This window comes from Roseateles albus (genome assembly GCF_028595345.1).
Lineage (GTDB): Bacteria > Pseudomonadota > Gammaproteobacteria > Burkholderiales > Burkholderiaceae_C > Paucibacter_A > Paucibacter_A albus.
On sequence record NZ_JAQQXT010000018.1, the window covers coordinates 40,603 to 53,323 of the forward strand.

The window sequence follows — 12,721 nt, forward strand, 5'->3', positions numbered from 1 at the left end:
GCTCGTTTGCGGTGCGAAAAATCAGAAAGGATTGTTGCGAGCGCGGGTGGCTGCCATGCGGCCAATCTGGGCATGCCCGGCAGGCGCATACAGGCGGTCGGTAGCCCACAAATAGCTGTTCCAGCTATTGTCTTTGGTGGCTTCCGGGGTCAAGGTCTTGACCGTGCAATCCGGCAAGGCCGGCGTCGTAAGACATGCCGCATTGGTGAAATTGGAAATACCAAAGCTGCTCGGATAGCGGGCGATGACCTGGGTGTTTTCATCGGTCAAAACCAAGCCGATCAAGCGGCCATCGTTGATGATTTCAACGCGCATTTCGAGATTGAACTCGCGCGTCAACTCACTCAAGAAAGCCGGGCGTGTCGAATCCACTTTGCGGTCGGTCTCGGCCAGCGGCGAAAAACCCATGTCCGGCAGGGTCGACAAAATAATCCGGCCGTTGGCATTGGCGAGGCGATTGACTTGGGCGCCCAAGGCCTTGCCGCGTGCGCGCGCCTCGGCGAGCAAGGACTCCCTGCTTTGCGCCGGGAATTTGGCGTACAGCTCCAAGACGTCATTGGCGCCAACCAAGACCGAAATCAGGTCGCGTGGCCCAATGCCGCCGACCAGCAAGGTATCGACCTGGCCCTTGAAATCAGCCACCTTGGCGCCGACCTTGGCGCGCATCAACCCTTGCGGCGCGGCCACCTTGTTGGGATTGCACTCGGCAAACACCAGGCCAAATGAGGAGGCCAGCGTTTGCACCCAGATCGGGTTGTTTTCACATTCCAGCACGCCGGTGGTGGCGTTGAGCGCATTGATCGTGTACTTCTTGCCCTCGGGCGTGATCAAGCTCGACTCGTCACCGAGCGCAATGATGCGGGACGGATTGAAGGGCTCGATTTGTTCGGTGCCGCCGCCGCAGCCCGCCAGCACGCCCAAGGTGGACAAGGCAGCGGCTGCCAATAGGGCGCGACCGTAGCGGCCTGCGCTACGCTGAATACTCTTCATGAAAACTCCGTCCAAAAATTCCAACACTCAAGCCTAGGCTTCAAACGCCGCAGCGGCGCGGGTCAGGCGATCCCGGACCCCGTCCCACTCACTGCCCTGCGGCGGCAATTCAATCCAAATCTCCTGCGCACCGGCCGCGTCCAGTTCGCGCAACACGGCGAACAACTGTTGCGCGGCCGCCAATGCATCGGCCGGCATCTGCCGCCTCAAGCCGACATGGGGTACCTCCACCGTACGGGAATATACCGCCAGGCCCGTTGGCAGCGGCTGGCTCAAGCGCGCAGCCAAGGCTTCGGCGCTGTGCAGACGCACGGTGGCGCGAGGCGCGTAATGGGCGGCCAAGGTACCCGACGCGCGCGGCGCCTGGGCATCATTGGCCTGCAAGGCTTGGCCCAGCGCCGCCTCAATTTGCGCCTGCGTCAGCACTCCCGGACGCAACAAGACCGCGCCGCCGCGACTGCAGTCGACGATGCTGGACTCGATGCCGACCTCGCATTCGCCGCCGTCCAAGACCAGCAAATCGGTCTCAAACTCGCTCACAACATGCTGCGCCTGCGTCGGGCTGACACGACCAAAGCGATTGGCGCTGGGCGCCGCCACGCCGAGCACACCCTGCGCCCGTGCCGCCGTCAGCAAGGCACGCGCCACCGGGTGCGCCGGGCAACGCAGGCCTATGCTGGTCTGCCCGCCGGCCGCCGCTGCGGCCATGGCCGGCGCGCGCGGCACGATCACCGTCAAAGGGCCAGGCCAGAACGCATCCATCAAACGCTTGGCCAAGGCTGGCAATTCGGTGCTGAAGGCGGCGGCATCGGCTGCGTCCAGCACATGCACGATCAAGGGGTGATCGGCGGGCCGGCCCTTGGCGGCAAAAATCTTCGCCACTGCGGCGTCGTCATCGGCACGCGCGCCGAGGCCGTAGACCGTTTCGGTCGGCAGGGCGACCAAATCACCGGCAGCCAAGCGAGTGGCGGCCAAGGCTACGGCAGCGGGGTCGAAACCACTCAACAACATAGGGGCAAGCTCACCAATCCGCCGCCAAGCCGAGCTGTGTCGCCGCTTGCCGCGCGACACTTTCGGCCTGTTCGGTCGTGGCGGCGGTGATGTTCAGGTGACCCATCTTGCGTCCGGGCCGGGCGCTGGCCTTGCCGTAGAGGTGTAAATGGGTGCCGGGCAGCGCCAACACTGCGTCCCACGCCGGCGTGCGCTCGACACCGGGAACAGCAGGGTCAAACCAAAGGTCGCCGAGCAGATTCAGCATCACGGTCGGCGAATGCAGGCGCGGCTGAGTCAGCGGCAGGCCGGTCATCGCGCGCACCTGCAGGTCAAACTGCGACAGATCGCAGGCATTCATCGTGTAGTGGCCGGAGTTGTGCGGGCGTGGCGCCATCTCGTTGACGATCAGGCGGCCGTCTTGCAGCACAAAGAACTCCACACAGAGCACGCCGACATAGTTCATTGACGCCGCAATGCGTGCGGCCGAGGCCAAGGCTTGAGCCTGCAATTCCTGGCTGACATCTGGAGCCGGCACTTGCGTGACGGCCAGGATGCCGTCGATATGCAGATTCTGCTGAACCGGGAACTGGACGATGTCGCCTCGGTCGCTGCGGGCGCTGATGACCGAGATCTCCAGCGCCAACGGCAGCATCTGCTCCAACACACAGCGGACCTGTTTGAGCTCAGCCCAGGCGGCAGCCAAGTCGGAGCGGCTGCGCACCCGCACCTGGCCCTTGCCGTCGTAGCCCATGGTGGCGGTCTTCAGGATGCCCGGCAGCAAGTCATCGCCGACGGCCAGCAAATCGGCCTCGGTAGTGATCACCGCATAAGGCGCGCAAGCGACTGCACTGGCCGCAAAATGGGCTTTCTCGGCGGCGCGGTCTTGGCAAATCGCGACCGCCGCGCCGGCCGGCGCCACAAACCTTGTCTGCGCCAATTGTTCCAAGGCCTTGGCCGGCACGTTCTCGAACTCGGTCGTGACGGCCGCGCATTGCTGCGCCAACTGACTCAGACCGTTTGGGTCCAGATAGTCGGCGCGAATATGCTCGTGCGCAACCAAACCGGCCGGGCTGTCGGCGTCCGGGTCCAAGACCACGGTGCGAAAGCCCAGGCTTTGCGCGGCGTGCACGAACATGCGGCCCAGCTGGCCACCGCCCATCACGCCCAGACTCGATTCACCCGGCAGCAATATCGCCCGCATCAGATCAATTCCTGTGTCATGGCGCGGGCCACTTCGGTCTGGCGGGCCCGGTAGGCGGTCAAGCGCGCGCGCAAATCGGCGTCGTGATTGGCCAACATCGCGACCGCAAACAATGCCGCATTGCCCGCGCCGGCATTGCCGATTGCGAAGGTCGCGACCGGGATGCCCTTGGGCATCTGCACGATAGAGTGCAAGGAATCGACACCTTGCAGATGGCGGCTGGCAACGGGCACGCCGAGCACCGGCACTTCGGTCTTGGCTGCCAACATACCCGGCAAATGGGCGGCGCCGCCGGCGCCCGCAATGATGGCCTGCAGACCGCGCGCGGCCGCCGTCTCGGCATAGGCGAACATATCGTCTGGCATGCGGTGGGCGGACACGACCCGCGCCTCAAAGGCGATGCCGAACTCGGCGAGAATGGCGGTCGCATGCTTCATGGTGTCCCAGTCACTGCTGGAACCCATCACCACGCCGACCAAAGGAGTTGCTGCTGCTATGTTCATTGAGACGCTCGGCAAGTCCTACACGTTTGTAAGGCCCGCTTGCAAGAAGACCAGAGACAAGGGCTTACGCAAAATTGTTCCAGCTAGGCATGACGCCGAAGGCAGTACGCCTTGTACGACAAGGCGGAAGAACGACGCTGGGGCAGTTTTGCGAAAGTCCGAAAACCTTGAATTGTAGGCGGCGAGCGCCATTTGCTCGCCGTCAGCCCTTTTTTACGGGCCCCTAACCGCCGTTGAACCGCCAACAAGCTCACCCGCCATGATAGACATCACGCTACAAAACTTCGAATCCGAACTCATCAACGGCTCGGTGCAGCAGCCCATGCTGCTGGACATCTGGGCACCCTGGTGCGGCCCCTGCCGCACCCTCGGCCCGCTGCTGGAGAAGCTCGAGGTCGCCTATGCGGGCCGCTTCAAGCTGGCCAAGGTGAATGCCGACGAAGTGCCGGAAATTTCGACCCAGCTGAGCCAGATGTTCGGCGTGCGCAGCATCCCGTTTTGCGTGATGTTCGTGGACGGCCAACCGGTCGACGGTTTCGTGGGCGCGGTGCCCGAGGCACAGATCCGCGAGTTCCTCGACAAGCATGTGCCCGCCGGCGAGGTGCTGGAAGCACAGGAAGAAGTCGCCGAGGCCGAGGACTTGATGGCCGAGGGTGACTTGGAAGCCGCGCTCGTCAAGCTGCAAAACGCATTGGAAACCGACCCCGCCAACGAGGCGGCGCGTTTTGACTATGTCAAGGCCTTGCTCGAGCTGGGCTTGCTGGCAGACGCCAAGGCGGCCTTTGAGCCGGTCGCCGCGCGCGCTGCTGACAGCATCACGCCGCACGCACGCTTTGCCGCACTCGGGGCTTGGCTGGCCGCCACCGAGCGCGCCCAAGCCGGCCTGAACGCCGCCGAGTTGCAGGCCGCCATTACGAGCAATAAGCGCGACTTCGATGCCCGCTTCGCCCTGGCCCAGGGCCTGTTCGCCCGGCAGAGCTATACCGAAGCGATGGATGAGTTGCTGGAAATCATCATGCGGGACAAGGCCTGGAACAACGGCCTGGCACGCAAGACCTATGTGGCCATCTTGGAGTTGATGAGCAAGCCCACCCCCAAAGCCGCGGCCACCGAGACCAAGGGAACGCTGGAACTGGCGGGCCATGCTGCGGTCGTGCCGCGCGACCCCTTGTTGGATCAGTACCGCCGCAAGCTCAGCATGGCGCTCAACTGAAGCTGAGGCCTGGCCTCAGCGGGGCCGCAAGTCCGAGTCACTCAAAGCTTGCGCCCAAGCTTGCTGTTGCTGGGCAAAGATCGACCAGCATTGGGTAGCCAGCTCTTCGTGCCGGGCCGCTTTGGCCTTGTCACCCAGGGCCGCAAAAACCTGCGCTAAACGGCTGTGGGTCGAGGCCTTGTCATCGGCATCGGTCAGCCCGCCCAGTTCCGACTCGGCCTCAAGAGCTTGCTGCAAGCCCAACTCCGATTGGCCCAAGTTGACCCGGCACCACGCCAGATCGGCCAGCAAGCTGCTGCCCCAGCGGGCGAGGCCGGTCACCATGGTCTGCGGCAAATGTTCCTCGAACAAGGCGCGCGCTTGGGCGTAATCGCCCTCAACGGTCAGAATTTGCGCGCACAAGACGGGCGTCAGGTCCGACAACACCGAGCCGCCAACCGCAGCGTCGTAATGCCGGATCGAATCGGCGCCGAGCAAGAGCCCCGAACGCTTGACCAGCCCTTGTGAGAGCGCATCGCGCCGCACCTGCGCCGCGCGGGTCGCGGCCATGTTGTACATCAGCGCCGACAGCGAGGCATCGTCGCCTTCAGCCTGCGCATGGGCGCGGGCCTTGGCATACCAGTCACGCGAAAGGTCGGGACGCCCGGTCAGGTCATGGGCCAGCCCCAGCACCGTGCAGAGCCGGTAGCGCGCGTCATGGTCATCGGCCTTGGCCTGTGCATCGCAAGCCCGCACCTGCGCCAGCATCTCCGGTAGATCATGCCTAAGGTAGGCAAACTGCGCCAACCAGGCGCAACACAGGACCGACAACTCGCTCAGCCCGGCTGCTTTGGCCATCGCATGCGCGCGCACCACCTTCTCCTGCGCGGCGCTGCTGAAGTCGGTGTAGTAACTCATCAAGCCCTCGGCGTAATGCAGCCAAGCGGCAATCTCCGGGTTGGGGTGCTGAAAGGCCAGCAGATGCAGGGCCGTCAAGTCTTCACGCGCACGGCTCATTTGCCCATGGCGCACAAACAGCACGGCGCGCTGCACCTTCAGGCTGGCGCTCTGCGCCGCGCCCGTCGACGCCGCGATCTCGGCGTCGAGTCGTTTCAACAGGCGACTCTTGATACTCATGGCCTGTTGCTCATGCACGCATGCTCAGGCTTGGGTCAAGCGCTGCAAGGCTTCCCGGTACTTGGCCGCCGTATTGGCGATCACCGCATCCGGCAGCGCCGGCGCCGGCGCGGTCTTGCCCCAGGGCTTGCCGCCAACCTCGGCCTGCTCCAGCCAGTCGCGCACAAACTGCTTGTCATAGCTGGGTGGGTTGATGCCGACCTGGTAGCTCTCGACCGGCCAGTAGCGCGAGGAGTCGGGCGTCAAGACCTCATCCATCAACGTCAGCGTGCCGTCGGCATCCAAGCCAAACTCGAACTTGGTGTCGGCAATGATGATGCCCTTGGTCAGCGCAAAGTCGGCGGCACGTTTGTAGAGCTGAATCGAGATATCGCGCACGCGGGTGGCCAGATCCTGGCCAATGATGCCGACCATCACGTCGAAGGAAATGTTCTCGTCATGGTCGCCCATTTCGGCCTTGGTGGCGGGCGTGAAGATCGGCTCGGGCAGCTTGGATGCGTTTTGCAAGCCGGCAGGCAGCTTGACGCCGCAGACCTCGCCCTTGTCCTTGTACTCGGCCCAGCCGCTGCCGGCCAGATAGCCGCGCACCACCGCCTCGACCGGCAGCGGCTTCAGGCGCTTGACCAGCATGGCGCGGTCCTTGACCTGAGCCTTTTCGGCCGCGCTGCTGACCGCCGACAAGGGGTCGTCGCCGGTCAAATGATTCGGCACGATGCCGTCCAGCTTGGCAAACCAGAACAGCGCCATCTGCGTCAGCAAAGCGCCCTTGCCGGGAATCGGCTCACCCATGATGACGTCGAAGGCCGACAAGCGGTCGCTGGCGATCATCAGGATGCGGTCCTCACCGACGGCATAGTTTTCGCGCACCTTGCCACGGGCAATCAGGGGCAAGGAGGTGATCGTGGAGTTCAATAAGGCTGCGGTCATGACGGTCGTCCGTTGGGTAGGGCGCGATTTTAGGCGGCAATCCACGCATAAAAAAACCCGCTGGGCACAAACCGAGCGGGTTCCAAGCGAATGAATCGCCCTATTACTTGATCATTTGATTCAGCTCACCCCGGGCGTAGGCTGCGGCGACATCGACCAAGGAACGCGCCTTGATCTTGCCGGCCTGACCTTCGCAGCCGAACTCTTGAAAGCGCTGGCGCACGATCACCTTGGCTGCGTCACGGGCGGGTTTGAGGAACTCGCGCGGGTCGAACTTGCTCGGATTCTTGACGAAGAACTCGCGCACCGCCGCCGTCATCGCCAGGCGAATGTCGGTGTCGATATTGATTTTGCGCACGCCGTGTTTGATCGCTTCCTGAATCTCTTCGACCGGCACGCCGAAGGTCTGCCCCATATCGCCGCCGAACTCGCGGATCTTGGCCAGCAGGTCTTGCGGCACGCTGGACGAGCCATGCATCACCAAATGCGTATTGGGCAGGCGGGCGTGGATTTCCTTGACCCGGCCAATGGCCAAGATGTCGCCGGTGGGCTTGCGGGTGAATTTGTACGCGCCGTGGCTGGTGCCGATGGCGATGGCCAGCGCGTCGAGCTGGGTGCGCTGCACAAAGTCGGCCGCTTGCTCGGGGTCGGTCAACAATTCGGCATGGGTCATCACCGCGTCGGTGCCGTGGCCGTCTTCCTTGTCACCCTGCATGGTCTCCAAGGAGCCCAGGCAGCCCAGCTCGCCCTCGACCGTCACGCCCAAGGCATGCGCCATGTCGACGACCTTGCGGGTGACATCGACGTTGTACTCATAGCTGGCGATGGTTTTGCCATCGGCTTCCAGCGAGCCGTCCATCATCACCGAGGAGAAGCCCAGGTCGATCGCGCCCTGGCAGACAGCCGGGCTCTGGCCATGATCCTGGTGCATCACGACGGGGATATGCGGATAGCTTTCCACCGCAGCCTGGATCAAGTGCTTCAGAAAGTGCTCGCCCGCGTATTTGCGTGCACCGGCACTGGCCTGCATGATCACCGGCGCGTTGAGCTCGTCGGCGGCCATCATGATGGCCTGGACCTGCTCCAGATTGTTGACATTGAAGGCCGGGATGCCATAGCCATTGACGGCGGCATGATCCAGCAGTTGGCGCATTGAAACGAGAGCCATGAGAGAGTCCCTTGGGAAGTTAAAAACCGTAAAAAACCCTGCGAACGCAGCCTAGCGCCAAAACCTGGTCTTGGGGCATGTAACCGCGCTGTAACTGGCGGCGATTCTAGCGGCGGCTTTGCCACACAGAAGCAAGGGCTGACTCGCTTGTGCGCCAGCGCCCGAGCATTTAGGCTCGCTGTGCCCTATTTTTCACGGCTTAGCGAAGTTTGAAGCCGCTGACACTAGGCTCAAGGGAGTACTGCATGACACGTTTAGCCATTGACCAGTTGACGCTCTGGATCACCGCCGCCGCGCGCGAGCATTCGCACGACCTGGCCAGCCATCTGGAGGAGCGCACTGGTGCCAGCCGGCGCGCCTCGCTGGCCGCCTTGCGCCGCCTGGTTGATGCCAACTGGTTGCGCCGCAGCGGCAGCGACCGCCGGCCGGTCTATGGCCCTGGGCACCTGCGCCAAGTCGCGCGCAGCTACACGCTCTATGGCCTGCAAGAAGACATCCCCTGGCAGCGCGACTTTGCGCCCAATTTCGACCTCCCGCCCCATGTGGCGCGGATGATCCAGCATGGTTTCACCGAGCTGGTCAATAACGCCGCCGATCACAGCGGGGGCAGCAGCGTCACCGTCTCGCTGCGCCAAACACCCAGCCACGCACAGCTCTTGGTCTCCGACGATGGCTGCGGCGTGTTCGACAAGATCTGCTCGGCCTTTGACATCGCCAACGCCCAGCACGCGATGCTGGAGCTGAGCAAGGGCCGACTGACCAGCCAGCCCGAGATGCACACCGGCCGCGGCCTGTTCTTCAGCTCGCAGCTGGCCGATGTGTTCGACATCCACGCCAATGGCACCGCCTTCCAGCGTAGAGCCTGGGAGAGTGGAGGCTGGCAGCCGGGCCGGCCCATGCCGCGCCAGGGCAGCTCGATCTATATGTCGATCTCGCTCGACACCAAGCGCACGCTGGACCAGGTGCTGGAGGCCTGGAGCCTGGACGGCAGCGGCATCGAGTTTGACCACACCACCATTGCGCTGCGCCTGCTGGCCGGGCCGGGTCAGCCGCTGGACTCGCGCGCGCAGGCCCGCCGGGTGGCAGCACGCCTGCCGATGTTCAAGCGCGCCGAGATCAATTTCGACGGTGTCGTCGATGTAGGCCACGGCTTCACCGACGAGTTGTTCCGCGTCTTCGCCAAAGCGCATCAGGAAGTGGAGCTACTGCCCACGCATATGACGCCACGCATCGCAGCCTTGGTGAAAAGCGCGCAGAACGCCTGATCTGACAGGGTTTCGCGGGCTCAAAGCTCGCTGCTGATCAAGGCCCGCATCGCCTCGGCCTCCTTTCGCATGGCGGCATTCAAACGAGGCAAGACCCGGGCAAGCTCATGTCCGCGTGCCGCCACAAAATGCACCGGGTCCACCTGCATAGGCTCCGGCAGCACGGCGATTCCCGCCGCATGGCCGGACTCCCGGCGCAAGACCTGCTCCACCGCCCAAGGTTGCGGGCTGCGGTGAGATGTCAGCATCACATCGCAGCGCCCGGCCATCAACATGCGCGTACGCGCCGCCAGATCACCATCGACTTGCTCGACCCTGAACAGCGCCGCTTGTTTCGCTGCCTCAAAGGCAGAGCCGTAGCTGATGCCGCGGGTAACACAGAGGGTACGAGCACCCAGATCTGCCAGGCTGCGGTAATTGAGCGAGCGATCGCGGCGCACCACCATCCAGACATGGTTATCAAACACCGGTTGGCTGAACTCGAACTGCTGCTCTCGACTGGCGCTGCGCGAGACCCCGAATGCCAGCGCCTGGCCGCGCTCGGCCATCAAGAGCAAACGCGCCCAGGGCACGGCTTGGATCTGCCATTCAATGCGCGCAGCCTGCCCGATCAGCTTGAGCATTTGCGTCACAAAAGGTCGGCGACTGGATTCACTGACTGCGATTGGCACTGGCAGCCAAGCCTGCGTCGGTGCATTCGCATTTGCGGCCACCTGTTTTGAGAGTGCCAGCGAGCCGCCCGCCAATAAGGCATCGCGTCGTCGCATCCATAAACCGGGTTCAGCCATCTGGGTGCCTAGCGCAACCGGCTTTGCGCTCAATCAGCGCGCCCCTGGCTTGGGCTGGTCCGCCTGGATAGGCGCCGGGGGCGCTGGCTGTGCCGCAGCGCTGGCATTCAAGGCCGCCATGCGTGCCCGGTAAACCTGCCGTTCACTGGGCGGCAGCAGCGCCTCATAGCGCTCGCGCAGCAAGGCCCGTTCGGCTTCCATGCCCGGCAATTGGTCAATCGTCTGGATGACCTGCTTGCCCCAAGGCGTGCGGCTGCAAGACGGATAAGTAACAATCAAGCCCGGTGCCTCCACCAGCGGCAAATATTCAAAGTCACCCAGATCGGGCTGGGTCTTGCGCAACTGCTCGACCTCGATCGAATAGCCCAGCGTCACATCAAAGCGCTTGCGCCCCAGGGTGTGCAAAAGGCCGGACAGCAGCCCGTACTCGCTGAAGTCCAGCACCTGTTCCGGCCGGCTGGCGCGGGCTTGCTTCAAGGCCTCATCGATCCCCAAACCAAAGCGCCGTTTGGGCAAGGTGCCGACCCGCACCTCGGGCGACTGCAGCAACTCGGCCAGGGAAATATCGCCGCGCGGGCGCTTCTTCCAGCCCCCCGGCGGCACATAGCCGCGCCGCACAATCAGCACCGGCGGCAGTTGAATGAAGAAGGCTTCGCTACCAAAGACCGTATAGGCCTCACGCTCCGGCACCTTCAACATCGACAGCGTGCAGACCGGCTGCCCACTTTGCATGTATTGAAAGATCCGCTCGGTGCTGCTGACCTCAAGCACATGGCGATACTCGGGCATGCGCTTGATCAGGGCGCTGAGGTATTGATCCCGCAGCCCCGTGCCCTTGTTTGGCCCATCCACCATGTGATAGGGCACAAAGTCCAGCAGAAGCCAGCGTATTGCCGGCGGCTCGACCTGCGTCTCCAGCGCCGAACTGACGCCCGGGAGAACCCATCCGGCCAAAAAAACGGTGGCCCAGGTTCGGCGCAAATGATGACGCAGGCGCAAGTTCATGCACCGACTATAGCGGGCCGCTGGCCCGCCAAAACTTGCGGATTACCCGCCGACGCGGCAGACCTTCAGCATATTCGTGCCGCCTGGGTAGCCCATTGGCTCACCGCAGGTGATCGCATAAGTGTCGCCCGGCATCAACACGCCCTTGTCGACCAGAATCTTCTCGGCCGCCGCCAGCGCGGTGTCACGGTCTTCGAACTTGGGCATCAGCAAAGGCCGCACATTGCGGTACAGCGTCATCTTGCGCTGGCTGATTTCCTGCGTGGTCAATGCATAGATAGGCACCTGAATGCGGTGCCGGCTCATCCACAAGGCGGTCGATCCCGACTCGGTCAAGGCCAGGATCGCCTTGCAGCCCAAGTGATGCGCGGTGAACAGCGCGCCCATCGCAATCGACTGATCGATACGGCCGAATTGGCGGCCTGCGAAGTCGGTGTCCAGCGTGACGAACTCGGCGCGCTCGGCTTCCAAGGCAATTGCCGCCATCTGTTCGATGGTTTCAACCGGGAATTTGCCGGCGGCCGTCTCGGCGCTCAGCATCACCGCATCAGTGCCATCAAGCACGGCGTTAGCAACGTCGGACACTTCGGCACGCGTAGGCACCGGATTGATGATCATCGACTCCATCATCTGGGTCGCGGTGATCGCCACCTTGTCCAGCGCCAGCGCCATCTTGATCATGCGCTTTTGCAGCGCCGGCACCGCCGCGTTGCCGACTTCAACCGCCAAGTCGCCACGCGCGACCATGATGCCGTCACTGGCCTTCAGGATCGCCTCGAGGTGTGGAATCGCTTCCGAGCGCTCGATCTTGGCGATCATGCTGGGCTTGTGGTTATAAGGCTCGCCGGCCATATTGGCGAGCTGGCGGGCCATTTCCATATCGGTGGCGTTCTTGGGGAAGCTGATCGCCAAGTACTCGCAGCGGAAGCTCATCGCGGTCTTGATGTCTTCCATGTCCTTGGCAGTCAGCGCCGGCGCGGTCAGACCGCCGCCCTGCTTGTTGATGCCCTTGTTATTGGACAGCTCGCCGCCAAGCTTAACGATGGTGTGCACCGCAGCGCCGCGCACTGCTTCGACCGTCAGCACCAAGAGGCCGTCGTTCAATAGCAGCGTGTCGCCGGGCTTCACATCGCGCGGCAGCTCTTTGTAATCAAGGCCAACGGCTTCCTCGTTGCCGAGTTCGGTACGGTCGGCATCGAGAATGAAACGCTCGCCGTTGATCAGCTCGATCTTGCCGTTCTCGAACTTGCCAACACGGATCTTCGGGCCTTGCATATCGGCCATGATGGCGACGGCCTTGCCGGCGGCCATTGCGGCTTCGCGCACCATGCGAGCGCGGTCGATGTGGTCTTGCGCCTTGCCATGCGAGAAGTTCAGCCGCACCACGTCCACGCCGGCCCGGATCATCCGCTCCAGGATCTCCGGGGATGAAGAGGCTGGGCCGAGGGTGGCAACGATCTTGGTGGCACGGGTCATGACGGGCTCTCGCTGAAATAAAGTTACAGGCGCCGATTATGAGCCGCTTTCAAGTCAGTAAACCGGTTTCACGCGG

The 12,721-nt window shown here is 63.3% G+C and carries 12 protein-coding genes; 2 read left to right on the plus strand and 10 right to left on the minus strand.

Features of this window, described 5'->3' with window-relative positions; translation table 11 throughout:
• Positions 1-21 precede the first annotated feature (21 nt).
• From PRZ03_RS21645 to purE, 4 genes are read right to left on the minus strand one after another with little or no spacing between them, the layout of a single operon-like run.
• The gene (locus PRZ03_RS21645; RefSeq protein ID WP_273602220.1) at positions 22-990 is read right to left on the minus strand and encodes an SGNH/GDSL hydrolase family protein; all 969 of its coding nucleotides are present in this window, start codon (positions 988-990) and stop codon (positions 22-24) included.
• Between the two features lie 33 nt (positions 991-1,023).
• Positions 1,024-2,001 (minus strand): L-threonylcarbamoyladenylate synthase, encoded by a 978-nt coding sequence (locus PRZ03_RS21650; protein ID WP_273602221.1) that lies wholly within the window; start codon positions 1,999-2,001, stop codon positions 1,024-1,026.
• 10 nt (positions 2,002-2,011) lie between these two features.
• The gene (locus PRZ03_RS21655) at positions 2,012-3,184 is read right to left on the minus strand and encodes a 5-(carboxyamino)imidazole ribonucleotide synthase (RefSeq protein WP_273602222.1); all 1,173 of its coding nucleotides are present in this window, start codon (positions 3,182-3,184) and stop codon (positions 2,012-2,014) included.
• Complete coding sequence (gene purE / locus PRZ03_RS21660) at positions 3,184-3,687, minus strand: 5-(carboxyamino)imidazole ribonucleotide mutase (RefSeq protein ID WP_273602223.1); 504 nt, start codon at positions 3,685-3,687, stop codon at positions 3,184-3,186. Before purE ends, PRZ03_RS21655 begins: the two co-directional genes overlap by 1 nt.
• Before the next feature lie 259 nt (positions 3,688-3,946).
• On the opposite strand from purE, the gene PRZ03_RS21665 reads away from it, so the two are divergent.
• Positions 3,947-4,900, plus strand: coding sequence for a tetratricopeptide repeat protein (locus tag PRZ03_RS21665; RefSeq protein WP_273602224.1), 954 nt, complete (start codon positions 3,947-3,949; stop codon positions 4,898-4,900).
• A 15-nt stretch (positions 4,901-4,915) separates the two neighbouring features.
• Here PRZ03_RS21665 and PRZ03_RS21670 read toward each other — a convergent pair whose 3' ends face one another.
• The 3 genes from PRZ03_RS21670 to fba form a co-directional block, all read right to left on the minus strand.
• A complete protein-coding gene (locus PRZ03_RS21670) occupies positions 4,916-6,016 on the minus strand; it encodes a tetratricopeptide repeat protein (protein WP_273602225.1) in 1,101 nt (366 codons plus the stop codon).
• A gap of 24 nt (positions 6,017-6,040) precedes the next feature.
• A complete protein-coding gene (locus tag PRZ03_RS21675; protein WP_273602226.1) occupies positions 6,041-6,943 on the minus strand; it encodes a phosphoribosylaminoimidazolesuccinocarboxamide synthase in 903 nt (300 codons plus the stop codon).
• Positions 6,944-7,046: 103 nt separating this feature from the next.
• The gene (gene fba, locus PRZ03_RS21680; protein WP_263535784.1) at positions 7,047-8,111 is read right to left on the minus strand and encodes a class II fructose-bisphosphate aldolase; all 1,065 of its coding nucleotides are present in this window, start codon (positions 8,109-8,111) and stop codon (positions 7,047-7,049) included.
• A 245-nt stretch (positions 8,112-8,356) separates the two neighbouring features.
• On the opposite strand from fba, the gene PRZ03_RS21685 reads away from it, so the two are divergent.
• Positions 8,357-9,376 carry an ATP-binding protein gene (locus tag PRZ03_RS21685; protein WP_263535783.1) on the plus strand — a complete coding sequence of 340 codons (1,020 nt, stop codon included), beginning with the start codon at positions 8,357-8,359 and terminating at the stop codon, positions 9,374-9,376.
• A 20-nt stretch (positions 9,377-9,396) separates the two neighbouring features.
• On the opposite strand, the gene PRZ03_RS21690 is transcribed toward PRZ03_RS21685, so the two are convergent.
• The 3 genes from PRZ03_RS21690 to pyk all read right to left on the minus strand — a co-directional run bounded on the left by PRZ03_RS21690 (position 9,397) and on the right by pyk (position 12,645).
• Positions 9,397-9,999 (minus strand): substrate-binding periplasmic protein, encoded by a 603-nt coding sequence (locus PRZ03_RS21690; RefSeq protein ID WP_263535782.1) that lies wholly within the window; start codon positions 9,997-9,999, stop codon positions 9,397-9,399.
• Between the two features lie 198 nt (positions 10,000-10,197).
• Positions 10,198-11,169 (minus strand): TIGR02285 family protein, encoded by a 972-nt coding sequence (locus PRZ03_RS21695; RefSeq protein WP_273602227.1) that lies wholly within the window; start codon positions 11,167-11,169, stop codon positions 10,198-10,200.
• Positions 11,170-11,211: 42 nt separating this feature from the next.
• Positions 11,212-12,645 carry a pyruvate kinase gene (pyk, locus tag PRZ03_RS21700; protein ID WP_263535780.1) on the minus strand — a complete coding sequence of 478 codons (1,434 nt, stop codon included), beginning with the start codon at positions 12,643-12,645 and terminating at the stop codon, positions 11,212-11,214.
• Positions 12,646-12,721 lie beyond the last annotated feature (76 nt).

Coding starts and splice junctions, on each gene's coding strand:
- PRZ03_RS21645 (WP_273602220.1), bottom strand. CDS start 990: ATGAAGAGTATTCAGCGTAGCGCAGGCCGCTACGGTCGCGCCCTATTG.
- PRZ03_RS21650 (WP_273602221.1), bottom strand. CDS start 2,001: ATGTTGTTGAGTGGTTTCGACCCCGCTGCCGTAGCCTTGGCCGCCACT.
- PRZ03_RS21655 (WP_273602222.1), bottom strand. CDS start 3,184: ATGCGGGCGATATTGCTGCCGGGTGAATCGAGTCTGGGCGTGATGGGC.
- purE (WP_273602223.1), bottom strand. CDS start 3,687: ATGAACATAGCAGCAGCAACTCCTTTGGTCGGCGTGGTGATGGGTTCC.
- PRZ03_RS21665 (WP_273602224.1), top strand. CDS start 3,947: ATGATAGACATCACGCTACAAAACTTCGAATCCGAACTCATCAACGGC.
- PRZ03_RS21670 (WP_273602225.1), bottom strand. CDS start 6,016: ATGAGTATCAAGAGTCGCCTGTTGAAACGACTCGACGCCGAGATCGCG.
- PRZ03_RS21675 (WP_273602226.1), bottom strand. CDS start 6,943: ATGACCGCAGCCTTATTGAACTCCACGATCACCTCCTTGCCCCTGATT.
- fba (WP_263535784.1), bottom strand. CDS start 8,111: ATGGCTCTCGTTTCAATGCGCCAACTGCTGGATCATGCCGCCGTCAAT.
- PRZ03_RS21685 (WP_263535783.1), top strand. CDS start 8,357: ATGACACGTTTAGCCATTGACCAGTTGACGCTCTGGATCACCGCCGCC.
- PRZ03_RS21690 (WP_263535782.1), bottom strand. CDS start 9,999: ATGCTCAAGCTGATCGGGCAGGCTGCGCGCATTGAATGGCAGATCCAA.
- PRZ03_RS21695 (WP_273602227.1), bottom strand. CDS start 11,169: ATGAACTTGCGCCTGCGTCATCATTTGCGCCGAACCTGGGCCACCGTT.
- pyk (WP_263535780.1), bottom strand. CDS start 12,645: ATGACCCGTGCCACCAAGATCGTTGCCACCCTCGGCCCAGCCTCTTCA.